The organism is Sphingobacterium lactis (assembly GCF_051951495.1).
Classification (GTDB): Bacteria; Bacteroidota; Bacteroidia; order Sphingobacteriales; family Sphingobacteriaceae; genus Sphingobacterium; species Sphingobacterium lactis_A.
The window spans coordinates 815,645-838,580 of the sequence record NZ_JBNHAS010000001.1; the positions used below are offsets into that span (position 1 = coordinate 815,645).

The following is a 22,936-nucleotide window of genomic DNA, read 5'->3' on the forward strand; positions in this document are numbered from 1 at the left end:
TAAACTAAATCATGAAAAAAGTATTTAACACGATAACCGCATTATTATTTATACAAGTTGCTGCCTATGCACAGCAACCTGCAAATAGAACAACTGCAACCAAAATTGCTGATGTTCTTGCGCAACAACCTGCTGAAGAGATTGGGAAGTTTACCCAAGCCATGAAAGAATTGGAAAACTTCAGCGCAGACGATATTACCGCATTATTGACTGGCTTGAAACCACAAGGAGGTAATAATGCCCCTGTAGAGTATGCGACCAATTCTTATGCGTTTTACGTGATGCAACCAGGAATGGAAGCCAAACGTGAAGTCTATGTGAAAGGTTTATTGGGCGCATTAACAAAACTTACTGATGTGAACAATAAAGGCTATGTCTTAGAACTATTGAAAAACTGTGCTAAGAATGATGCTATTCAACAAGTAGCTCCTTATTTAGCTGATGAGCAATTAGCTGAAAAGGCTGCTCGTGTATTAAATGGAATCCGTACGAAGGAATCTGCAGCAGCATTAAACACTGCACTTGCAGCTGAATCTTCCGAAAAAATAGCTACAGCAATAGTTACGGCATTAGGCGATTTAGAATCTGCTGATGCGGAAACAAAAATTATGGAATTGTTGAGTAAATACAATTCTGATAACTTCCAATTTGCAGGTTTAACAGCTCTAAGTAAGATTGCAGGTGTAAAATCTGCAGATTTATTCTTGCAAAAAGCCGAGGCAAAGAACTTTGCTTTTGACCGCTCGAATGCGGCTGGTTTAGCTGTTTTATATGCTGAGAACTTAGTGGATAAAAAGGAAACTTCCGCTGCTACTAAGTTTGCAACTAGCTTATTCCAAAAAGCTAGCGCAGCTAAATCTTCAACTATTCAAGCTGGTGCTTTGAGTGTATTGACAGATATCTCACCTTCTAAACAGAAAAAGAACTTAATTAAGTTAGCTGCAAGTGATGATAAGTTATTACGCAATGTTGCTTTAGGATTGTTAGCTGATGAAGCTTCTGCTTCTGATTTAAAGAAACTAGCTTCATCCATTAAAGTGTTAAATGCAGATGCGCAAGAAGCAGTATTGAATTTCTTAGCTCACCAAGACGCTAAAAATTCAATTTCAACTATTGAAAAGGGATATTCTTCTCTGAAGGATGAAGAAGCGAAAATTGCAGCACTTAATGCTTTATCGGTATTGAGCAAAGGTTCAAATACGGAATTCTTAATTAAACAAATTCCTTCAGCTTCAGAAGCAGAGTTAAAAAATATCAAAACATTAATCCTTTCTTCTAAAGACAAAGGAACAATCGATGTTGTTAATGCTGCCATTGCGAATGCAGATTCTAAAACGCAATTAGCATTATTGGATATTTTGTCTCAACGTACGAATGAGAAATCCTCTGCTGCTGTCCTTGGTTTAACAAAATCTTCTGATCCAGCAGTACGTTTAGCAGCTTACAAAGCATTAGCAAACGTGGTAAATGCTGATAATTTTGAAGCAACTATCACACTTTTAGATTCTGAAAATGCAGAAGAAATTAGTGCAGCTCAAAAAGCAGCTATCATCGCTTTAAATGCTAGCTCGGATAAGGATGCTAAGATTCAAAAATTAGCAGCTAATATCTCACGTTCAGCAGCTCCATCAGCAGGAAAGTATTTCCCGATCTTCGCTGGTGTTGGTGGTCCTGAGGCGTTGAAAGCGGTTCAGAATTATGTGAATAGTCCTGGACCTTTGAAAGCTGAAGCCATTCAAGCATTGGCTAATTGGTCTAATCCGGAGTCTTTGGGAACTTTAATTCAACTTTCCCGTACAGAGAAGGATGCTACTATTTTCAATACGATTTTCAATGGCTTGATCAAACAAATCAATGCTAGTAAAATTACACCAGAACAAAAGACTTTATACTTACGTGATGCTTTCCAAATAGCTAAAAACGCTAACCAAAGAAAAGCAGCATTAAATAATCTTCAGTCTACTGGAACTTACCAAGCTTTAATGTTTGCTGCACAATACATGGATGATAAGGAACTAGGAGATGCAGCTTCTAATGTAGCCATGAACATTGCCATGGATAACAGTGCCTATGTAGGTAAGGATGTTCGTGCTATTTTAGAAAAGGCTTCTGGTAAATTGTCTGGTAGTGAGAGTTCTTATTTAAAAGAAGCTATTGTTCGTCAATTAGCAGAGATGCCTCAAGGTGAAGGTTTTGTTTCCATCTTCAATGGTAAAGACTTAAAAGGTTGGAAAGGATTGGTAGAAAATCCGATCAAGCGTTCTAAAATGTCTGCTGATGAATTAGCTAAAAAACAAGCTGAAGCTGATAAGAAGATGCGTGATAGCTGGTCTGCAGTAGATGGTGAGATGGTATTCTCCGGACATGGTGATAACATTGCTACTGTAAAGCAATATGGCGACTTTGAAATGTTGGTGGATTGGAAATTGGATCCAAACGGAAAAGAACCAGATGCTGGTGTTTACTTACGTGGTACTCCACAAGTTCAAATTTGGGATATCTCCAGAACAAATGTGGGTGCACAAGTAGGTTCAGGTGGTTTATACAACAATTCCAAAGGAAAGAAAGATCCATTATTAGTAGCTGATAATGCTTTAGGTGAATGGAATACGTTCAAAATCAAAATGGTAGGTGAGAACGTATGGGTTTGGTTAAATGGTAAATTAGTAGTAGACAATGTTCCATTGGAAAACTATTGGGACAGAAACCAGTCGATTTTCCCTACGGAGCAAATTGAACTTCAAGCACATGGTTCACGTGTGTGGTATCGTGATATTTTCGTGAAAGAATTACCTAGAAAAGAGGTATTCAGCTTAAATGCTCAAGAGAAGCAAGAAGGTTTCGATGTATTATTTGATGGTACTAATCTAGATAAATGGACCAGTACTCCTGCTTATGAGATCACTCCAGAAGGATGGATCCGTTCTAACCCGAATGCTAAATTTGGTAAGAATTTATACACCAAAGAAGAGTATGGTGATTTTGTATATCGTTTTGAATTCAAATTAACGCCAGGCGCTAATAACGGTGTTGGTATCCGTACGCCACTTGAAGGTGATGCTGCTTATGCAGGTATGGAAATCCAGATCTTAGACGATGGTGCTGAAGTTTACAAAAACTTACAACCTTATCAATACCACGGTTCAGTTTATGGTATCATCGCTGCTAAGCGTGGTTCATTGAATCCGGTTGGTGAATGGAACACAGAAGAAATTCGAGTTCAAGGAAATAAAATTAAAGTGACTGTGAACGGCAAGGTCATTGTAGATGGCGATTTAGCACAAGCTACAAAGAATGGATCTGCTGATAAAAAGAACCATCCAGGTCTGCAAAATAGCAAAGGCCATATCGGTTTCTTAGGTCATGGAACAGAAGTATTCTTACGCAATATTCGCGTTAAAAAATTGTAAGTTCCTGTCTTAAACGATTTAAAACAGTGTTCCTCTTAAGGGACACTGTTTTTTTTGTGCCCTAATTGAAGTATTTTAATAAGATAAATTGAGAAGGAAATGTTACGTGTTATTCCATCTGAAAAACGCTAATTTTATTGTCAATCAATCAATAATCTTGTATTATTGCTATAATGCTAAAAATGAAATATCGATATGCGTAAGTTATCTTTTACAGTATCCCTGTTTTTACTTTTTCCTGCTGCTCAAGTATTTGCACAGTTAGCTCCATTGACAGTGGAAAAAATCATGCGTGATCCCAAATGGATGGGAACTTCACCTAGCAATTACCGCTGGTCAGCAGATAGTAAGTTTCTCTATTTTAATTGGAATCCTAAGAACTTGGAGAAATCAGAAGTTTACCGTTGGGATGTCAATAAACAGAAGTATGAACTGAGCACAGATAGTATTGCACAGTTGGATCAGGTTCCAAACTATGTTTATAATGATAATCGTAGTCTTGCTTTGTATGAGCGTGATGGAGACCTATTTCTAGTAGACGTCAAAAAGAAAGGAACTAAACGCCTTACACAAACTATTGAACGTGAGAACCTTATTGGCTTTTTAAACACGCAACAAATCGCGTATGTCAGAAATGAAAATATATATAGTTTAGATCTTACAAGCCTGGAAACAAAACAGCTAAGTAATTTTGTTCGAGGAAATGCGCCAAGTAAAGGTCCAACCTTGAGTCCACAAGATGAATGGTTAAAAAAAGATCAAGAGCAATTATTTGATGTTTTTAAAGAGAAAGATAAACCAGAAAGAAATAGAACATCAAAAGCCCTAAAACCGATATATATTGGCGATGCTATGCTAGCTGGTTTAAGTATCAACCCAGATGGGAAGTTCATCAATTATCGCTTGATCCATATGGCTAGAGGTAACCGAAATACCATCGTTCCGGATTTTATTACTAGATCAGGATATGTAGAAGACTTAAACATGCGAACCAAGGTAGGAAACAGCCAAGCTCGCTATGCATCCTATGTATATCAGTTGGATCAGGATACCGTCTTAGAATTGAATGCATCTACCATTCCGGGAATTAAAGACCTCCCTGCATATTTATCGGATTATCCTGAACGTTTAACTCAACTAAAAAAGGAAAATAAGGATCGCCCGATTAATTGGGGAATGCTTACTTGGTCACCTTCTGGGAAATATGGAGTTATCACCGCTAAATCTCAAGACAATAAGGATTTTTGGATATTGAAAGTTGATCCTACAGATGCTAGTCTGAGTTTAATTGATAGGCAGCATGATGAAGCATGGATATCTGGTCCAGGTATTGGGAGAGAGGTTAGATGGATTGATGGAAATACTTTCTATTTCCAAAGTGAAGCGACGGGTTATTCCCACCTATATACCTATGATTTATCCAATGGTCAGAAGAAACAATTAACCCAAGGAAAATGGGAAGTACAATCGGTTCAATTATCGAATGATAAGAAGACTTTTTATATCTCAGGTAACAAAGATCATCCTGGAATAACGCATTTTTACTCCTTGAATACCGATGGTTCTAATTTTACGCAAATAACTTCTGCTAAAGGTGGAAATGAAGTGACCTTATCTCCAGATGAACGTTGGTTGGCGATTAATCACTCTACGAGCAATAAACCTTGGGAATTATATATCCAAGCTAATAAACCAAAAGCAGATGCAAAACAAGTAACGGAATCGACCAGCGAAGAATTTAACAGCTATGCTTGGCGAGAACCAGAGATGGTGAAATTCCAAAATCGACATGGTGATGATGTATATGCTCGAGTTTACACGGCTAAGAACCCGCATCCAAATAAACCTGCAGTAGTATTTGTTCATGGTGCTGGTTATTTGCAAAATGTGCATTACTGGTGGAGCCAATATTTCAGAGAATTTATGTTCAATAATATGCTAGCTGATAATGGCTATACCGTCATCGATGTGGATTATACCGCAAGTTCTGGATATGGACGCAATCATCGGACTGGAATCTATAGGCACATGGGAGGAAAGGATTTGACAGATCAAGTCGATGCAGTGGATTACTTAGTGAAAAATTATAACATCAATCCTAATCATGTAGGGATCTATGGTGGATCTTATGGTGGTTTTATTACCCTGATGGCTTTGTTTACTGAAGCTGATAGATTCCAATCAGGTGCTGCATTACGCTCCGTAACAGATTGGGCTCATTATAACCACGGCTATACTTCCAATATTTTAAATACGCCTATCGAGGACCCTATTGCTTTTAAACGTAGTTCACCAATCTACTTTGCGGATGGCTTAAAAGGCAATCTTTTGATGTTACATGGTATGGTTGATGTGAATGTGCAATTCCAAGATATTGTTCGTCTAAACCAACGTCTAATTGAATTAGGTAAGGATAATTGGGATTTAGCAGTCTATCCGGTAGAAGATCATGGATTTGTAACTCCAAGTAGCTGGACCGACGAGTATAAGCGGATATTCAAGTTATTTGAAAATACCTTGAAAAAGTAGGATAATACAAATAGGAGAAAGCCTAAAATCGTTTTTTCCTATTTAACCATTCATTGGAAAAGAAATAATAAAAGGCATTAACAGCAACCAAAATCCCTAAGGAAATATAACCTATATGGTTGTTGTCTGGGATGCCATCCAGGAGAAAGAATAAACCGGTTCCAAATGTTGCTATGGAGACTAATAAAAGTAAGGATTGATTATAAGTCATATCATAAAAGGTTTATTTGTAATTGGTTATCGTAAATTTAAACAAAAATATTTTATAATAAAAAAGCAGGAGTTAATTAGCTCCTGCTTTATTTTTTATTCACCTATGGTGATATTTTAGGCTACATCTCTTAAATCTACTGCAACCACTCTGGATACACCTTGTTCCACCATGGTAACACCGTAAATAATATCCGTACTAGCAATTGTTCGTTTATTATGCGAAACCACAATAAACTGAGATTGATTGGAGAATTCCCGGATAATATTGTTGAATTTATCAATATTGGTATCATCCAACGGTGCATCCACCTCATCGAATATACAGAAAGGGGCAGGTTTAAGAAGGTACAAAGAAAACAATAATGCTGTAGAAGTTAATGTCTTCTCACCACCTGAAAGCTGATTAATTGATAATGGTCTTTTTCCTTTTGGTCTCGCAACAATATCAATATCTGATTCCAATGGGTTATTCGGATCACTTAGGATGATGTCACAAGAATCCTCTTCATTGAATAAGGATCGGAATACTTGAATGAAATTCTCACGAACGGTTGTAAAAGCATACATGAATTTCTCATTCGCTGTTTGATCTATCTCCATAATAGTGCTTAAAAGCGATGCTTTAGCTTCCATTAGGTCCGTCTTCTCCTTTTGAATGAAATTATGGCGATCGCTCATCTCATCATATGCCTCCTTGGCCATCGGATTGATCGTGCCGTATTCATCCAATTGCTTTTTCAATTTATTGCACTGTTGCTCCAGATCTTGTGCAGCAGGCCTATTCTCAGGAATCTCACCCTCCAATAAGTCTTGCAATTCAATATTGAATTCTACTGATAAGCGTTCCTTTAAGGCATTTAAATCTATCTGAAGCGTAGTTTTCTTATCTTTTAAATCGGATATTAAGGTATCCGTAAAGTCTTTATTCTTGCGAAGCGAAGTAATGTCATCCTCCACATCATTGATAACTTTACGGGAGCCGTAAAAATCTTCTTCAACTTCCTGAAGTCCCTTTTCTAAGGATTCCTTTTGTTCATACATAGCCAATAAATCAGTATCATTATAATCCACATACTTCATGGCCTCTTTAATATCTTCTTTAACCTGATCGTATTCCGTAGCGTTTTTCTCAATGCGTTTTTCAAAATCCATCTGCTGATGCTCTCGGTATTCTAAGTCCTTATTCAAGGTAGATACCTTACTTTGTTGCTGATGGAATTTGATGTTTTCCTGATTAAATACAGTGGATTTATCTGTTAGAATTTCTGAAACGTCCCTGAAAGCTTCTTGCAAGCGCATGAGCTCTTCCTGGTTGTTCTCCGATTGTATCTTTAAAGTCGTTAATTCCGGTTCCGCTTTTTCCAATTCTGCACTTAATGTGGCAACTTTGGTTTCTATATCCAATTTGCGGTTTTGGCTATTGGTAATGAAAGTCTGATACTGTTCCTGTTTGGTTTTAACAGAAATCAATTCGTTGTTTAAGCGATTTAATTGAACCCTTTGTTCATCAATAAATTCTTTTTGAGAACTTCCTCTTAAGCTGATGATGCGATCTTGAAGTTCTCTTTCTGTTTTTTGGAAAGTCTCAATTCGTTGATTTAGCGTTTTAATCTCTTTGGCTAAATTTTCCAAGTTCTTAGCCCGACCTATTCTTTTTCCTTCGAAAAGTCCCACTGAACCACCGCTAAGGCCTAGTTTGTTTTTGGTAAACTTGCCTTCTCGCTGTAAAATGATACGCTCATCAGTCGGAAGGTCGGACTCTAAAGTCATTCCTTCTTCAGATTTTAATAAGAACACTCCATGTAGCAAGGTGCTACAAAGTGTCTTATATTTATCTTCTACCGAAATGATATCCATTGCAGAAATCATGCGGTCATCCATTGGCCACTCTTTCCTTTGGAAATCCGCTGTTTTAACGGCTTCTAGGATAAAGAAATTCGCTCGACCACGTGATGCCTCACTCAGTAATTTGATCGCTTGTACGGCCTCATCTTTGGTTTCTACCACATAGTGATTCATGATAGGCTCCAAATAGTTCTCAATGGCAACGCGATAATCCTCTTTACAGAATAAGATGTCCGAGAATAGGGGATGCTGTTTCTTCCATCCGGCATGTTTCCTTAGAAAACGAATGGACTCTGGAAAGCCCTCCAAGTTATCGACCAAAGACTTCGTCAAGTTATATTCGTTTTGTTTTGCATCAGCAATACGAATTTCCTTGTTTAGCTCTTCTGTCGTGGTTTTGATTTGAGCATCCGTTTGCTGTATTTGAGCTTGCAATTCCTCTTCGGTTTGGATGGCTACATCATATTGCTCTTGCTGTAAGCTAACACGTTCTTCCAGCTCAGCGACTACTTTATTGAATTGATTTAATTCTTGTTCTTTTGATTGCGTATCGCTGCTGGTGCGTAAGGACTCTTGTTCTAAGGCATCTTTTTGAATACCCAGCACTGCAATATCCTTTTCTAATTTGTAGATGTTGTTTTGTAAATCGTTGTTGGATTTATTGAATCCATCTAACTTTCCTTTGGCAGCTTGTTGCTGACCACGTAATGCCTCAACCTCTTGTTTGTTGACTTCTAGGTCCTGCTGTATCGTAGTTAACTTCTCTTGCTCTTCAAACAGTTCCTCATTCAGTCTTTTAATATTATAAAGCACATGGTTGAGCTGCTGTTTATCATTATTTAGATCATTGCTAAGACGAGTCTCCTTTTCCTGAAGGTGACGCATTTGCGCATTCTTTATTTTCTTTTCAGACTCATAGCTACGTATTTTATTGACATACTCATTGGTTGCCTTTTGTTGAGCAGCTAAATTCTTTTCTTTGGCTAAGATTTCTCGCTTTAAAGCCTGCAACTCCGATTCTTTTTGAGTAATCTGTGTTTGGGTTTTTAATAATAGGTCTTGTTGTTGGGTTTCTTGTTCCGTAATGCGTTCAAGATCTTGATGGAAACCTTCTAGTTTATAATAAGCCAAGCCTATACTTGCCTCTTTGTATTCTGCTTTTAAGGCAAAATATTTCTCAGCTTTCTTAGCTTGATTTTCTAATGATTTTAAATTCTTATTAATCTCATACAATAGATCATCCACTCGGGAAAGATCAGCTTCCGTATCTTTTAACTTAGAAAGAGTTTGTTTTTTGCGAACCTTATATTTGGAGATACCAGAGGCTTCCTCGAATAAATTTCTGCGAGAATTGTCTTTATTGGCAATGATTTCATCAATCATCTTTAATTCAATGATGGAATAGGTGTCCGCACCAATACCAGTATCTAAAAACAGATCTGTAATATCCTTTAATCGACATTTTACATCATTAAGGCGGTATTCACTTTCACCTGTACGAAATAATTTCCGGGTGATGGTAACTGTTGTGAATTCCGTTGGAAGGATATTCTTTGTATTGTCAAAGGTTAAAGATACTTCAGCAAGGTTAGCAGGTTTACGATTTTTGGTTCCGTTGAAAATAATGTTTTCCATTTTTTCCGAACGAAGGTTCTTGGTGCTCTGTTCACCCAAAACCCAACGAATGGCATCAACAACATTTGATTTACCGCAACCATTGGGACCAACAATCGCTGTAACCCCCTCATTGAAATTGATGGATACCTTATCACCGAAACTCTTAAACCCTTTAATCTCTAACTTCGTTAACTGCATGCGCCTCTCTTTACGTAAAATTCAAATGTGTGCGAAAATAAGGATTTTCAACTACGATTAAAATAGTAGTCGGATAGTCCTTCTTATTAAATGTCGATAAGTTTAAGCGACGATTTCTTTTAATAGGATAAATTGGTCAGTGGAATCCCCTTGTAACCTGAAGATACCCAATGCACGTCTTAAATAGGCCGCTATGGCAGTTACTGCCCAAGCATAGCCTAAGTCTGCTGTCCATTTCTCCAAATGAAGGGCTTCCATACCATAGAACTCACCGTAATTGCGAATAATCTCTAAATCACTTCCCTCATTTAAAAGCTCAGCTTGCTCCACCCATTGCCAGGTCCATTGCTGCAGATCCTTTTCATATTGACCAATAACCAGGTATTCTATTTGAAGCTTCAATTCGTTATCTAAGAAATAGGAGAGGATATGGTTATTTTCATCTAAGGTATAACGATCATATTGTCCAAAACCATATTCGTATTCTAAATCTTCTTGCTTTTCCAAAATGTATTCATGTGCCTTCTGATGGAGTGCGGCAAATGTTTCATTTTTTCCAAGAATAGGTATGCTAGGTTCTTGATTATTCATAGGGTAAAAATAAGAAAAGCCCATGTAAAATGGGCTCTCCTAAATTATGGATGTATTGTAAAGCTGCCTAATATTAATAGATTACGCCCAATTCCAATGGGAATTTGTTGTCATCTAGGGTGCCCATGAGCAAAATATTCACGTATCTTCCTGCTTGGAATTCTACGTTTTCTTTTTTAACTAATTGACGTCCTGATTCATCTGTAACAGTTAAGGTATAGGTTCCTGAATTAACCACTTGGAACTTTTCTGTATTCTCTACTGTTTGACTGCTTTCACGAACTCTATTTTTGAAAGCGGTGATATCTTGGTTATCAATGGTTAAATTCACTTTTCCAGCTTTGTTTCCAAAATGGAAGAAACGAGCTGCTGATTTTGTTCCTAAGTCTTTTAATGCTTCATCTTTAGCACGTAAGAACATCGGTTTTCCTGCCTCACCATAAACAAAGGTTGCATAGGATAAGCTATCCACAAAATTCATGGTGGTATCAATTAGGAGTTCATTGCTCAATCCGTTAAAAACTTTGAAGTTTTTATTTCCTGGGATGGCGTAAAATCCTGTGTAAGTTTTATATTGACCGGCATAATTTGGTAATTCACGGCCGCCAATTAAAAAATATAAATTGCTCTCAATAGGGTAGGCGTTTACTACGGCTACTCCAGCTGCATCAGGATAAGTCCCCTCGTCGTCCTTTAAACAACTCGTCAAACTAAATATACCTGCTATTAAAACGAATAAAATGCTAATTTTCCTCATGGTCTTTTTCTCTAATTATCTGTAACTTTTTAGAACGTTCATTCTTAAATACGGTAACGTTCCATCAAATGCTACAAGAGAAAAAGAAAAAATTAAATAGGCTTTCTTTTGGGGTCGGTTTTTTTGTCTTGTAAACGGTCAATAAAGCCCTTTAAACCGTATTTTGCTATACTTAGGACTTCTTCCTCATAAATGGGTAAAAGCTGCATCAAATGCACGCTACTTGATTTTCTGCTGTCTTGAATGCTATTTTGAAGTTCTTCCCTGAAAGGTTTACAAACGACAAAGCTATTTAATTTGGATTCCTGACTGATCTTTTGCCCAAAACGTATGATTTCGCCCTCATGAAATGGGCAATCACCACGTAAATGATTGGCCAAGTATCCAATCACATGTGCCCAAGCCATATCATCGGTCTCCATCTGAAGTAGGAGTTCAACCTTGTTTTTTTGTTCTGGTGCGATGGCGAATGAAGCACCATAAGAAATGCTGGTCAATAGTGGCTGTTGTTGTTTCTGAATAACCAAGGTATAAACAAATGGAAGTCCTTTTTTAACCGATTTCTCCCGGAATATCTGCACGTTAGTATCGAATATTTGCTCAATATTTCCACGGAAATGTTCTAAGGGAGATTTTAAAAAGTCGGGCTTACTAAACAACATAGGAAGAAATTTCACTAAATTTTAGGCTAATGTAGCTCTTTTATGCAAAAATTGCAGTTTATCATGTCAAATTGACTTAATTCTAACAATGGAATGCCTATTGTTAAGGTATAACAAAACTAATTAAGACATAACATTTATAACAATATGCAAGAAGAGAAAGGTACCATTTCCATTCATACCGAGAATATCTTCCCGGTAATTAAAAAATTCTTATATTCTGATAACGAGATCTTTTTACGTGAATTAGTATCCAACGCAGTAGATGCTTCGCAAAAGATCAAAAGACTAGCTTCACTAGGTCAATACAGTGGAGAAGTTGGTGATTTAACGATCGATGTTAAATTGGATGAATCTGCAAAGACCATTACCATTTCAGATCATGGTATCGGTATGACTGCTGAAGAAATCAAGAAATACATCAATCAGATTGCTTTTTCTGGTGCTACCGAATTCATGGAGAAATTCAAAGAGGCAAATGATGCAAATGAGATCATTGGTCGCTTTGGTCTAGGATTCTATTCAGCATTTATGGTTGCTGACCAGGTTGAGATCAATTCTTTATCCTACCAAGAAGGTGCTGAACCTGCACACTGGACTTGTGATGGATCTACTACCTATGAAATCAATGAGGGTACAAGAACCACTCGTGGTACGGATGTTATCCTTCATATCAATGAAGAGTCTGCCGAATTCCTGAACAAAAGTAGAATTCAGGAGATCTTAAATAAATACGCGAAATTCTTACCTGTTCCAATTCGTTTTGGTACAAAAACAGAATCGGAACCTGATGGTGAAGATGCTGATGGTAAGCCAAAATACAAAACAGTAGAAAAAGACAATATTATCAACATCACCAACCCGGCTTGGACAAAAGCGCCTTCCGAATTGACTGATCAAGATTATTTGGATTTCTACCATGAGTTGTATCCACACTCAATGGATGAGCCTTTGTTCTGGATTCATTTGAACGTAGATTATCCATTTAACCTAACAGGTATTCTTTACTTCCCTAAAATCAAAAATGAACTCGAGATTCAACGAAATAAAATCAAGTTGTATTCTCGTCAAGTGTTCATTACTGATGAGGTAAAAGATATCGTTCCAGAGTTTTTAATGTTACTACAAGGTGTAATTGATTCACCTGATATCCCATTAAACGTTTCGCGTTCATTCCTTCAAGCGGATAGCAATGTGAAGAAAATCAACAATTACATTACCAAGAAGGTTGCAGATAAATTGCAGGAAATCTTCAAGGCAGATCGTAAAGGTTTTGAGGAGAAGTGGAATGACATCGGTTTGTTTATCAAATATGGTATGCTTACAGATGAGAAATTTGCTGAAAAGGCAAATGATTTCTGTTTGTTAAAAGATGTAGACGCTGCATATTATACCATGAAGGAATTTTACGAGAAAGTAAAAGATATCCAAGTGGATAAGGATGGCAACATTGTTTATCTATACACGAACGATCAGTCTCAACAAGACAGCTTTATTTCTGGAGCAAAAGCAAAAGGCTATGATGTATTGGTATTAGATGGGCCTTTAGATGTTCACTTTGCAGGATATCTAGAGCAAAAAGGAGGAGAGAAGGTACAATTGAAGCGTGTGGATTCTGATGTAATTGAGAAATTGATTCCGAAAGATGAGCAACTAACCTTGAATTTGTCAGAAGAAGAAAGCAAAAAAGCATCGGAGATCTTCGATAAGGCCATTTCCAGAAATGATATGAAAGTGGAGGTTGATGCACTTCCTGAAAGTGATTTGCCAGTATCGGTGACCTTAGATGAGTTTATGCGCCGTATGAAAGATATGGCTAAAACTGGTGGAGGTATGGGATTCTATGGCAATTTACCGGATAACTACAAAGTAACTGTAAATGGTAACCACCCATTGGTGAAACGCATCATAGAATCTTCAGATGAAGATGGAGAGAAATTAGCCAAACAAGCTTTTGACTTAGCTCTATTATCTCGCGGCCTATTAACAGGTCCAGAATTAACTGCATTTGTGAAGCGCAGTGTGGATTTAATTTAATAACAAGACTATTTTTAGATTACTATATCAGCACCGAGCAAAGAATACCTTGCTCGGTGATATTAAAAAAAGGGATGGTGTAATAGATTACGCTGTCCCTTTTTTAGGTTTATTAAGCTCATTATTTACGAATATCATAGGATTTAAGGTCGTAGTTTACTCTACAATGCAAGTAAAAATCAAGCTTTATATAGCAAGGAAGTACGATTTATGCCCGGTTCAAGGGCGTTTTACTTAGCTGGCTAAAAAAATATCTAATTAGAAATGAGCTTATTCGGAGTTAAAGCAGGAAAAGCTGTTAAAAATATTTGGAGTATATAGATTTTAGTTCTACTTTTGTATCACAAAATCACGGTAGGTATAGCTCAGTTGGTTAGAGCACTAGATTGTGGTTCTAGGGGTCGTGGGTTCGAGCCCCATTACTTACCCGAAAAGCTTCTTAGAAATAAGAAGCTTTTTTTGTACCCCATTTCTATGCCTCTCCTAAAGGATTATTAAAATTTCCGAAATTCAACTTCTTTCATGCTTAGAATTATTTAGTATTTTCGATTGTAAATACCACTAATTGAACTTCTTGTCATGAATTTTAAGGTTCTTTTCCTTCCATTGCTGCTAATTTCTATATCATTGTGTGCTCAGACCAATTCTCAAAATCTTGATGAGAGATTCCAAAAAATATATAAACAATCCGAATTTCCAGGCTTTGCAATTGGAGTCGTAAAGAATGATTCTATCCTCTTTTCAAAAGCTTATGGATATGCTGATGTTGGGAGAAAAACTCCTTTTACAGAACATAAGATCATGCCTGTAGCGTCCATCAGTAAAACAATGATTGCTTTAGCTTTGGTAAAGGCATTTGAATTAAACTATTTCAACGAAGAGACTGCTATTAATGATATACTTCCTTTTGAGGTGGTAAATCCATATCGCCCAAAAGATACCATCAAAATAAAACACCTATTTACCCATACCTCTGGAATCATTGATTTTGAAGATACTTTTATAAAGAGTTATCATCTCGGTAAAAAACCTGATCAGTCATTAGGTGATTTTTTAATGAATTCTTTGAATAAAACTGGTAAATCCTTCAGCAAGAAGAATTTTATCAAAGCTCCTGTTGGAAGTACCTATAGTTATTCCAATATTGCCTCCGCTTTAGCTGCCTACCTGATTGAAATAAAGGCCAATATGTCTTTTGATGAATTCACCCAAAAATATATCTTCCAACCCTTAAACCTAAGTGATACACACTGGTTTTATGATGAACAGTTTGCTGATCGATATGCAACATTGTATGAAATTAATAAGCCAAATTATCCATTTTATAAGGATCTTGTGAATGAAGATAAATCGGTGAAAATCTACAGTTCAATAACCTATCCAGATGGAGGGCTGAAAACCTCTTTGCAAGATTTAATAAAATATGTCCAAGTTTTGGTTACCTCTCAATATGGATCATCTAAGTTTTTGGTAACAGAATCTTATAATAAGCTTTTTAAAAGACAATTTGATGCTAACAATCTTCCTCAGAATATGACAAAGAACACGATAAACCAAGCCATGTTTTGGAGCTACAATTCTAAAGGGAGATTGACACATACAGGTAGTGACCCTGGGGTATTTGCAGTCATATCCATAGACCAAAAAAGCAATATTGGCCGTGTTGTAATAATTAATTCAAACATCGAAACGGAAAACAACCAGAAGATTTTAGAAGATCTAAAGGCAATTGCCGAAACATTGGAACTTTTTAATTAATCCTCTTATTGATTTCGCAGTATTATTGATCTTTAATTCTCAAGTTCACCAATATAATTTGACTCCATTTTTCATACTGAAGTTCTCCATACATAATACTCCATACTAAATAAAAGACAAGTAATTCTGTTATCTTTTGTCTGTATTCTCATCGTCTCAAACAGGGGTTTGCTAGGGGTTTGGTAGGGGTTGGATTCGAGACTCTAACGGATCTCCTTCGGAACTTGTTCGGATCTCCTTCGGATCTCGTTCGGTTCCAACCGAACGAGATCCGAAGGAGATCCCTATCACATCCTTAGAAATTCCCTAGGTGTCTCGAATCCAACCCAAAGGAAATACGAGTTTATATGTAGTTCAACATATGGAATATCCAAGTGTAAATAATACTTCTTTACCGTAAAAATTTATTGATATTGGTTTTAGTTAGTTTACGATTATTGTAATTTTTTGGATATAAAGGAAGTTACATTTGACAATTTACTCTTATAAATTAAGATTGTAGTGGGTTTTGATGGTATTACGTTAAGTTTGGGTTAATTCAAAAGGCTGGATATAGGATTTATCGAAAAAAATTATATCTTTGATATCAACTCATTGATTTATAATGAGGTCCAAAAATTAACTGCCACATGTTATCAAAGAATATTTTAGTAGATTCAAGTGTAATAGGCACTGTTAAATTTTATGCCTATGTTTTTAATGATGAATCGGGTAGGGTAGGTTTCGGCTTATTCCCTAATGATGGTCCTGAACCTATCGTTTACTTGCTGAATGTGCAAGGTTCAAGGATTAAGATATTTTTCAATGAGCGAATTATTCTATTGATTTGCCAACAGAGTAGGTTCTCCACGAATGAACGTCGTAATTTCTTTAGAGAATTTCTTGATTTTGCCACGAGTATGGAGAAAAAAGCGGCAAGGTTAGTTTTCCGAGACAATAAGATGATCTACATGGCGGATACGAGAGAGATGATTAAGTATAAACGTTTATACATTCATTACAAAAGCCCTGTTTCATCAAAAGATGATATGAAGGCTGTCCGTAACTAATTAGCCCAGTTTTTCTAATTCATTTAAGCTTTTCCTTAGGATATCAAGCGATTCTATGATTTCCTCGCTTGTCAGGTTGCCAAATCCGACGCGCATCGCACATAAATCCTTTTTTTGATATAATAAGGTCTTAGGTATGAAGAGATCATGTTTAGCTGCTATTTGGCTTAGTTTTAACAAATTGATGGGATTTTTCCAATGCAACCAATAAGCCAATCCAGAATTGGGGATTTCAAATGTTATTTCTTCCTTAAAATCACTGATTAATTTGCTAGCCATGATGTCTCTTCTTTCACGATAAGATTTCAAGGATTTTTTGATATGTCGATGGATCAATCCTTCCTCAATTAATTCACCTAATGCTTGTTCCATAAGAACATCACCTTGACGGTCGATTAAACCTAAATATTTATACATTTCCTGCATTAAATTCTCAGGACATACGATAAATCCCGTTCTAAAACCTGGAGCGAGTGATTTTCCGAAAGAACTAATATAAATGACCATGCCGTTTTCATCATTTGCAGCCAAGGGCATCAAAGCAGGTTTATCAAACTGAAAATCATAATCAGGATCATCTTCTACAATAATAAAGTTAAACTCTACGGCCAATTGCATGATTTCCATTCTGCGTTTGGCACTTAAGCTTACCACTGTTGGATAGTGCATATGAGAGTTGAGATATACCATTCTTATTTTTTCCTTTTCACAGATCAAACGTAAAGCTTGGGTATCTAAACCTTCTTCATCAACAGGTACAGTTCGTATAATACTTCCGGATTTTTGGAAGGTCATGTTAGCAGAAAAGTAATTCAATTCGGTAATAACGACAATGTCCTTAGGTTTTAAAAGAATCTCAGTCAGGATATAGAGACTCATTTCCATACTTCGAGTAATCAATAGATTGCTGAGGTTAATCCGTAAGCCTCTAGAAGTTTTCAAATAGCTTAATAATTGCTCTTTAAAGTATTCGCTGCCTTCTTGGTTGTAATAGCCCATTTTAGATTGGTTGCTCCTTCGCTTTAAATTTGCACTATAAACCCGAGAAAGGTCATTGATTTGTGTTAAGCGAATATCTGGAGTGCCATCATTCCAGACGTACTGGCAATTGCTTATTTCATAGGGATTGTCAAAAAGAAATGTTTTCTCAAAGGAATAGCCAGTTTTTTGAGGATAGCGTATAGGGGGTAATAAGGATTTTTGGTTTAAGGGAAGTTCTTCAGCAACAAAAGTTCCCTTATTAGGTTTGATTTCTACCCAACCTTGAGCTAAGAGTTCCTCGAATGCAGCCGTAACTGTATTGCGGTGAACTTGAAGTTGATTGGCTAGTTGCCTAGTACCTAATAACCTGCTGCCTGGTTTCAATGTTCCTCGATTAATAGCGAGAATCAATTGATTGGCTATTTGTAAATAAATCGGAATACTGGAATTTCGATCTAAATGGATGAAATTGGCATATAATATATCAACCGGACTATCTATCATCTTTTTACTGGTACCCTTTGATGGTCCGGCAAGGTAGTACATTTGTTGGAAATATTAAAGTCATGAACCAAACGTTACGCCTTATTATTGCTAATCCGGAGCTACATGCTGGTTGGCTAAATAGTCTCTCCTTTATGGAAAATGCTGGAGCTCGAAAGATTTCAGCTTGCGAAGATGAATGCATGACTGGTATCATTCAACTGAAACATGCTGCTGAAGAACATCGACATGCTTATTACTTAAAAAAGCAAATTGGCAAACTGGATGTATCCGGATTTCAATTTTACGAGGAGGCGTCAATGCTTGCCGGAAAGGCATCAAAGCAATATTTACATCGACTGGATATCCAGGTCTGTCGTTATCTAAAGTCCGAGTTTCAATTGAGCGGACAGGAGTTAAAGTATGCGGCTTACTTATTTGTGACCTATGCTATTGAAGTTCGAGCGGATGCTTTATATCCCATTTATCAGGAAGAGTTAAGTGCAGCTCAATCCAAAGTAATGGTGAAATCCATCATTTTGGAAGAAGAAGGACACTTAGAAGAGATGATCAGTCAATTGAATGATTTTCATCCGGATTGGGAAAGCTATGCCAACGAAGTTTTGATGATGGAAGATAAACTGTTTTCAGATTGGTTAGTAGCTATTGTAAAAGATGTAGAAAGCAAAACCAAAAATGTGGAATCAATTGCCTAAAGAAGTCCAACCAGAACCAAAACTTATTCATTCTAGAAAATTAAAACCACGTAATTCTGGAATTGATTTTTATTCGAATGATTATTTGGGTCTTGTGAAAGATAAAGTATTCCTAAGTAGAATACACGATACCTTAATGCAGCATCCAGCTAGTCTTCTAGGAAATACAGGTTCGAGATTAATTTCCGGCAATTCTGATGTGTTGACATCCGTTGAAGGATACCTAGCGCAACTCCATGCTGTGGAAAGTGCTTTGCTTTTCCCGTCAGGATATACGGCCAATCTCGCCCTTATTTCTACTTTAATTAAAAAGGGAGATACCCTTATTGTGGATGAGTTTGTACATCGATCTATTATGGATGGTTACCTGATGAGTACAGGGACTCGATGGAAGTTTAGGCATAATGATATGCAGCATTTAGAGGCTCTTTTAAAGAAGGCTTCAGGGCGTGTTTTCATTGCTGTAGAGAGTTTGTATTCGATGAATGGGGATAAGGCTCCATTAGCTGCTGTTATCGCCTTAGCGAAGCGTTATAAGGCTGAGGTAATCTTGGATGAAGCACATGCCTTGGGTGTATTTGGTTTGGGCTTGGCAGATCAGCAAAAAATACAACATGAATTTTTAGCCATTACCGTTACTTATGGCAAGGCAATGGGATTATATGGGGCAGCCATACTTTGTTCGAATGCTTTGAAAAACTATTTAGTGCAGCATGCTAGTCCATTCATCTACAGTACGGCCATTCCAGACTTTCATGCCTTAGCTGTCAAGGAATCCTATGACTACCTATTAGAGACCTCGGGATTGCAGGAAAGACTCCAAAACAACATCGTCTATTTTCGGTCTTCGGGACTTCCTTTAGCTGCTGAATCCGATAGTCCAATTCAGATTTTTAAAGTAGTAGAAGGGAATTCCTTAAATGGACTTGTTGAACAACTTTTGTCAGCGGGTTTATTGACTTATGCAATTTGGCCTCCAACAGTACCCCTAGGACAGGAATGTTTAAGAATAAGTATACATGCAGATCATCGTATGGCAGAGATAGACTTATTGATAGATATTTTGAAAAATTATGCATAAACAGTTTTTTTTAACGGGAATAGGTACAGGGGTAGGAAAGACCATCAGTTCAGCATTTCTATTGAAATTATGGGATGCTGCTTATTGGAAACCTGTTCAATCTGGTGATTTGCAAAGCTCCGATACGCAGTGTGTGAAAGAATTGCTTGGAGACCATTTGCAAGTATTTCCAGAACAATACCGATTGCAAAAAGCCGCTTCTCCACATGAGTCTGCTGCGGAAGAAGGGATTAAAATTGACTTAAGTGCTTTTAAACTTCCAAATTATGAGAGTAACCTATTAGTAGAAGGTGCAGGAGGTTTATTTGTGCCCTTATCAGAGGATCTATTTATTCTGGATTTAATAGTTAGTCTGAAATTACCTGTTGTGTTGGTCTGCCGTGACTACTTAGGCTGCATTAACCATAGCATATTAAGTATTCAGGCTATACAAAATGCTGGCTTAGAATTAAGTTATCTTGTTTTTAATGGACCTTTTAATCCGGCAAGTGAACGGATAATTCGCAAACAGGTACCGACAGGTACCAAACTGATTTACTTACCAGAATTAGAGCAGTTAACTGCCGAAGAATTGACGAAGGCAATGCCTTTTATACGAATTGAAGAATTAGATTAAAACATATGAGAACAGATAATGAATTAAGACATGATTGGACAAAGGAAGAGTTGATGGAGATTTATAATCGACCTTTATTACAATTAGTTTATGATGCAGCAAGCGTTCATCGAGCATGGCAAAGGCCAGATGAGGTTCAGATATCGACCTTATTGTCGGTGAAAACAGGGGGATGTCCGGAGGATTGTTCCTACTGTGGTCAGGCAGCCAGATATCATACCGATATTAAAGTTCAAGCATTATTACCTACAGAAACGGTTTTGGCTCATGCCCAAAAGGCTAAAGATTCGGGATCTTCGAGATTCTGTATGGCAGCAGCCTGGCGTGAGGTTCGTGATAATCGGGATTTCGATCGGATTATTGATATGGTAAAAGGAGTCAATGATTTGGGACTAGAAGTGTGTTGTACCTTAGGAATGCTGACAGCTGATCAAGCACAGCGTCTTCAGGAAGCTGGACTATATGCCTATAACCATAATTTGGATACTTCAGAAGAGTTTTACGATGAAATAATCTCTACTCGTAAATTCGACAACCGAATTGAAACAATCAAAAATGTACGAAAAGCTGGTATTACAGTTTGTTCTGGCGGTATTATTGGGTTAGGAGAGCGAATAGAAGATAGAATTTCCATGTTAAGGACTTTGAGTAATATGGAAAAGCATCCAGAGTCTGTTCCTATTAATGCACTCGCTAGGGTTGCAGGGACGCCGTTGGAAAATTTACCAAAGGTAGATGTATGGGATATGGTTCGTACCATTGCTACAGCGAGGATAGTTATGCCAGCTTCTATGGTGCGCTTGAGTGCAGGAAGGATTGAGATGACGGAGACAGAGCAAGCTTGGTGTTTTATGGCAGGTGCAAATTCTATTTTTACCGGAGAAAGGGAAACACTTTTGGTCACTCCAAATCCTGGTGTTTCAGAGGATATGCAGATGTTGTCTAATCTTGGTTTAAAACCAATGAAAGTGGAGCGGGAGGTGATGTCATGCAGCAACAGCTAATAGAAAGAGATGAAGCTGTAAATTGGCATCCCTATAGTCAGATGAAAACCAGCCTTCACCTTCCAATTGAAAGGGGAGAAGGAGCTTATCTTTTTGATTATAATGGACAGCGATATTTGGATATGGTCTCATCCTGGTGGGTGAGCATACATGGGCATGCCAATCCATATATTGCAGAACGCTTGTATAAACAGTTGTTGACCTTAGAACAAGTGATATTTGCTGGATTCACACATGAGCCAGCCATTCAGCTTTCGGAGCGTTTGTTGGGATTGCTTCCTAAAAATCAACAAAAAGTCTTTTATTCTGACAATGGTTCTACAGCAGTAGAGGTGGCCTTGAAAATGTGTTTACAGTTTCATTTTAATCATGGAGTTAATAGAAAGAAGATATTAGCCTTTAAGCAGGCCTATCATGGCGATACCTTTGGTGCAATGTCCGTCAGTGAACGCGGTGTATGGACAGCTCCTTTTTCTGATAAATTATTTGAGGTCATCTTTATCGATACGCCTACTTCAGAGAATATGGATGCCATCAAGCATATTATTAAAACGCATGAAAAGGAAATTGCCTGTTTTATTTATGAGCCTTTGATACAAGGAGCAGCGGGAATGTTGATGCATGAGGCAGGTCAATTGTCAGCCTTAATGGCTTACTGTAAAGGATTAGGGATATTCTTGATTCAGGATGAAGTTTTTGTAGGCTTTGGAAGAACGGGAAAATTGTTTGCGGCTGACCATCTTACTGAAGAGCCGGATGTGATGTGTTTCTCAAAAGGCTTAACGGGTGGTACTATGGCGATGGGTATAACCTCATGTACAAATGTGCTCTATCAAGCATTTTATGTGGATGAAAAGAAAAAGGCCTTATTTCATGGTCATTCTTTCACCGCTAGTCCAATAGGTTGTACAGCTGCATTGGCTAGTTTGGATTTATTGCTAGCCGAGAATACACAACACAGTCTAGAAAGGATTTGTGCTCAACAGCTAAGTTTTAAAACTGTATTACAGGAAATGAAGATGGTTAAGAACGTACGTGTAACTGGAACAATCTTAGCTTTTGAATGTAGTATCTCCGAGAAATCTGATTATTTCCATGCACAACAGGAATACTTATATCAAGCCTTTTTGAATAAAGGTATTTTGATGAGACCATTGGGAAATACCATTTATCTGGTTCCACCATACTGTATTTCGGAGGAGGATTTGAATCATGTCTATGATGTGATTTTAGAGGTAATTCAAGAATCATCGTTGCTTAATTAAGTACTGCAAATAAAATAAACAAATGGGTTGGTGCTTTCGCCAGCCTTTTTGTTTATTTAATAATCACTAGAGAGAATTTTAATAAAAAATATAACCATATTTTGGTTATTAACCAAAATATGGT

At 37.2% G+C, this 22,936-nt stretch carries 16 protein-coding genes and 1 tRNA gene; 11 read left to right on the top strand and 6 right to left on the bottom strand.

Features of this window, described 5'->3' with window-relative positions; all coding sequences use genetic code 11:
• Nucleotides 1–11: 11 nt before the first annotated feature.
• A complete protein-coding gene (locus tag ACP6L2_RS03500; protein WP_440507909.1) occupies nucleotides 12–3,410 on the top strand; it encodes a DUF1080 domain-containing protein in 3,399 nt (1,132 codons plus the stop codon).
• A 195-nt stretch (nucleotides 3,411–3,605) separates the two neighbouring features.
• Nucleotides 3,606–5,939, top strand: a complete 2,334-nt coding sequence (locus ACP6L2_RS03505) for a prolyl oligopeptidase family serine peptidase (RefSeq protein ID WP_440507910.1) — start codon at nucleotides 3,606–3,608, stop codon at nucleotides 5,937–5,939.
• Between the two features lie 22 nt (nucleotides 5,940–5,961).
• Here the strand turns inward: ACP6L2_RS03505 and ACP6L2_RS03510 are convergent, their stop codons facing one another.
• From ACP6L2_RS03510 to ACP6L2_RS03530, 5 genes are all read right to left on the bottom strand, one after another.
• Complete coding sequence (locus ACP6L2_RS03510) at nucleotides 5,962–6,150, bottom strand: hypothetical protein (RefSeq protein WP_440507911.1); 189 nt, start codon at nucleotides 6,148–6,150, stop codon at nucleotides 5,962–5,964.
• A 116-nt stretch (nucleotides 6,151–6,266) separates the two neighbouring features.
• On the bottom strand, nucleotides 6,267–9,812 hold the full coding sequence (gene smc / locus ACP6L2_RS03515) for a chromosome segregation protein SMC (protein ID WP_440507912.1): 3,546 nt from the start codon (nucleotides 9,810–9,812) through the stop codon (nucleotides 6,267–6,269).
• A gap of 102 nt (nucleotides 9,813–9,914) precedes the next feature.
• Nucleotides 9,915–10,403, bottom strand: coding sequence for a DUF6882 domain-containing protein (locus ACP6L2_RS03520; RefSeq protein ID WP_440507913.1), 489 nt, complete (start codon nucleotides 10,401–10,403; stop codon nucleotides 9,915–9,917).
• Nucleotides 10,404–10,476: 73 nt separating this feature from the next.
• A complete protein-coding gene (locus ACP6L2_RS03525; RefSeq protein ID WP_440507914.1) occupies nucleotides 10,477–11,160 on the bottom strand; it encodes a DUF4397 domain-containing protein in 684 nt (227 codons plus the stop codon).
• Between the two features lie 92 nt (nucleotides 11,161–11,252).
• Entirely contained in the window at nucleotides 11,253–11,822 is a 570-nt protein-coding gene (locus ACP6L2_RS03530) for a suppressor of fused domain protein (RefSeq protein WP_440507915.1), read from the bottom strand.
• A 147-nt stretch (nucleotides 11,823–11,969) separates the two neighbouring features.
• Here ACP6L2_RS03530 and htpG point away from each other — a divergent pair, with 147 nt between their 5' ends.
• The 4 genes from htpG (at nucleotide 11,970) to ACP6L2_RS03550 (ending at nucleotide 16,666) form a co-directional block, all read left to right on the top strand.
• Nucleotides 11,970–13,859, top strand: a complete 1,890-nt coding sequence (htpG, locus tag ACP6L2_RS03535) for a molecular chaperone HtpG (protein ID WP_440507916.1) — start codon at nucleotides 11,970–11,972, stop codon at nucleotides 13,857–13,859.
• 354 nt (nucleotides 13,860–14,213) lie between these two features.
• Nucleotides 14,214–14,287, top strand: a tRNA-His gene (locus ACP6L2_RS03540).
• A gap of 151 nt (nucleotides 14,288–14,438) precedes the next feature.
• Nucleotides 14,439–15,617, top strand: a complete 1,179-nt coding sequence (locus ACP6L2_RS03545; RefSeq protein WP_440507917.1) for a serine hydrolase domain-containing protein — start codon at nucleotides 14,439–14,441, stop codon at nucleotides 15,615–15,617.
• Between the two features lie 629 nt (nucleotides 15,618–16,246).
• Nucleotides 16,247–16,666, top strand: a complete 420-nt coding sequence (locus tag ACP6L2_RS03550; RefSeq protein ID WP_440507918.1) for a hypothetical protein — start codon at nucleotides 16,247–16,249, stop codon at nucleotides 16,664–16,666.
• Here the strand turns inward: ACP6L2_RS03550 and ACP6L2_RS03555 are convergent, their stop codons facing one another.
• The gene (locus ACP6L2_RS03555; RefSeq protein WP_440507919.1) at nucleotides 16,667–18,193 is read right to left on the bottom strand and encodes a PLP-dependent aminotransferase family protein; all 1,527 of its coding nucleotides are present in this window, start codon (nucleotides 18,191–18,193) and stop codon (nucleotides 16,667–16,669) included.
• Nucleotides 18,194–18,213: 20 nt separating this feature from the next.
• On the opposite strand from ACP6L2_RS03555, the gene ACP6L2_RS03560 reads away from it, so the two are divergent.
• The 5 genes from ACP6L2_RS03560 to bioA are packed head-to-tail and all read left to right on the top strand — an operon-like array spanning nucleotide 18,214 to nucleotide 22,812.
• On the top strand, nucleotides 18,214–18,846 hold the full coding sequence (locus tag ACP6L2_RS03560; protein ID WP_440507920.1) for a hypothetical protein: 633 nt from the start codon (nucleotides 18,214–18,216) through the stop codon (nucleotides 18,844–18,846).
• Entirely contained in the window at nucleotides 18,827–19,927 is a 1,101-nt protein-coding gene (locus tag ACP6L2_RS03565; RefSeq protein ID WP_440507921.1) for an aminotransferase class I/II-fold pyridoxal phosphate-dependent enzyme, read from the top strand. Before ACP6L2_RS03560 ends, ACP6L2_RS03565 begins: the two co-directional genes overlap by 20 nt.
• Nucleotides 19,920–20,543 (top strand): dethiobiotin synthase, encoded by a 624-nt coding sequence (bioD, locus tag ACP6L2_RS03570; RefSeq protein ID WP_440507922.1) that lies wholly within the window; start codon nucleotides 19,920–19,922, stop codon nucleotides 20,541–20,543. Before ACP6L2_RS03565 ends, bioD begins: the two co-directional genes overlap by 8 nt.
• A 5-nt stretch (nucleotides 20,544–20,548) precedes the next feature.
• Nucleotides 20,549–21,547, top strand: a complete 999-nt coding sequence (bioB, locus tag ACP6L2_RS03575) for a biotin synthase BioB (protein ID WP_440507923.1) — start codon at nucleotides 20,549–20,551, stop codon at nucleotides 21,545–21,547.
• The gene (gene bioA, locus ACP6L2_RS03580) at nucleotides 21,532–22,812 is read left to right on the top strand and encodes an adenosylmethionine--8-amino-7-oxononanoate transaminase (protein ID WP_440507924.1); all 1,281 of its coding nucleotides are present in this window, start codon (nucleotides 21,532–21,534) and stop codon (nucleotides 22,810–22,812) included. Before bioB ends, bioA begins: the two co-directional genes overlap by 16 nt.
• Nucleotides 22,813–22,936: the final 124 nt, after the last annotated feature.

What these genes read in the sequence shown, in the direction of transcription:
- ACP6L2_RS03560 (WP_440507920.1), top strand. Translation starts at nt 18,214, where the DNA reads ATGAACCAAACGTTACGCCTTATTATTGCTAATCCGGAGCTACATGCT.
- bioA (WP_440507924.1), top strand. Translation starts at nt 21,532, where the DNA reads ATGCAGCAACAGCTAATAGAAAGAGATGAAGCTGTAAATTGGCATCCC.
- ACP6L2_RS03510 (WP_440507911.1), bottom strand. Translation starts at nt 6,150, where the DNA reads ATGACTTATAATCAATCCTTACTTTTATTAGTCTCCATAGCAACATTT.
- ACP6L2_RS03530 (WP_440507915.1), bottom strand. Translation starts at nt 11,822, where the DNA reads ATGTTGTTTAGTAAGCCCGACTTTTTAAAATCTCCCTTAGAACATTTC.
- ACP6L2_RS03555 (WP_440507919.1), bottom strand. Translation starts at nt 18,193, where the DNA reads ATGTACTACCTTGCCGGACCATCAAAGGGTACCAGTAAAAAGATGATA.
- bioB (WP_440507923.1), top strand. Translation starts at nt 20,549, where the DNA reads ATGAGAACAGATAATGAATTAAGACATGATTGGACAAAGGAAGAGTTG.
- ACP6L2_RS03565 (WP_440507921.1), top strand. Translation starts at nt 18,827, where the DNA reads ATGTGGAATCAATTGCCTAAAGAAGTCCAACCAGAACCAAAACTTATT.
- ACP6L2_RS03505 (WP_440507910.1), top strand. Translation starts at nt 3,606, where the DNA reads ATGCGTAAGTTATCTTTTACAGTATCCCTGTTTTTACTTTTTCCTGCT.
- bioD (WP_440507922.1), top strand. Translation starts at nt 19,920, where the DNA reads ATGCATAAACAGTTTTTTTTAACGGGAATAGGTACAGGGGTAGGAAAG.
- ACP6L2_RS03525 (WP_440507914.1), bottom strand. Translation starts at nt 11,160, where the DNA reads ATGAGGAAAATTAGCATTTTATTCGTTTTAATAGCAGGTATATTTAGT.
- ACP6L2_RS03550 (WP_440507918.1), top strand. Translation starts at nt 16,247, where the DNA reads ATGTTATCAAAGAATATTTTAGTAGATTCAAGTGTAATAGGCACTGTT.
- smc (WP_440507912.1), bottom strand. Translation starts at nt 9,812, where the DNA reads ATGCAGTTAACGAAGTTAGAGATTAAAGGGTTTAAGAGTTTCGGTGAT.
- htpG (WP_440507916.1), top strand. Translation starts at nt 11,970, where the DNA reads ATGCAAGAAGAGAAAGGTACCATTTCCATTCATACCGAGAATATCTTC.
- ACP6L2_RS03520 (WP_440507913.1), bottom strand. Translation starts at nt 10,403, where the DNA reads ATGAATAATCAAGAACCTAGCATACCTATTCTTGGAAAAAATGAAACA.
- ACP6L2_RS03545 (WP_440507917.1), top strand. Translation starts at nt 14,439, where the DNA reads ATGAATTTTAAGGTTCTTTTCCTTCCATTGCTGCTAATTTCTATATCA.
- ACP6L2_RS03500 (WP_440507909.1), top strand. Translation starts at nt 12, where the DNA reads ATGAAAAAAGTATTTAACACGATAACCGCATTATTATTTATACAAGTT.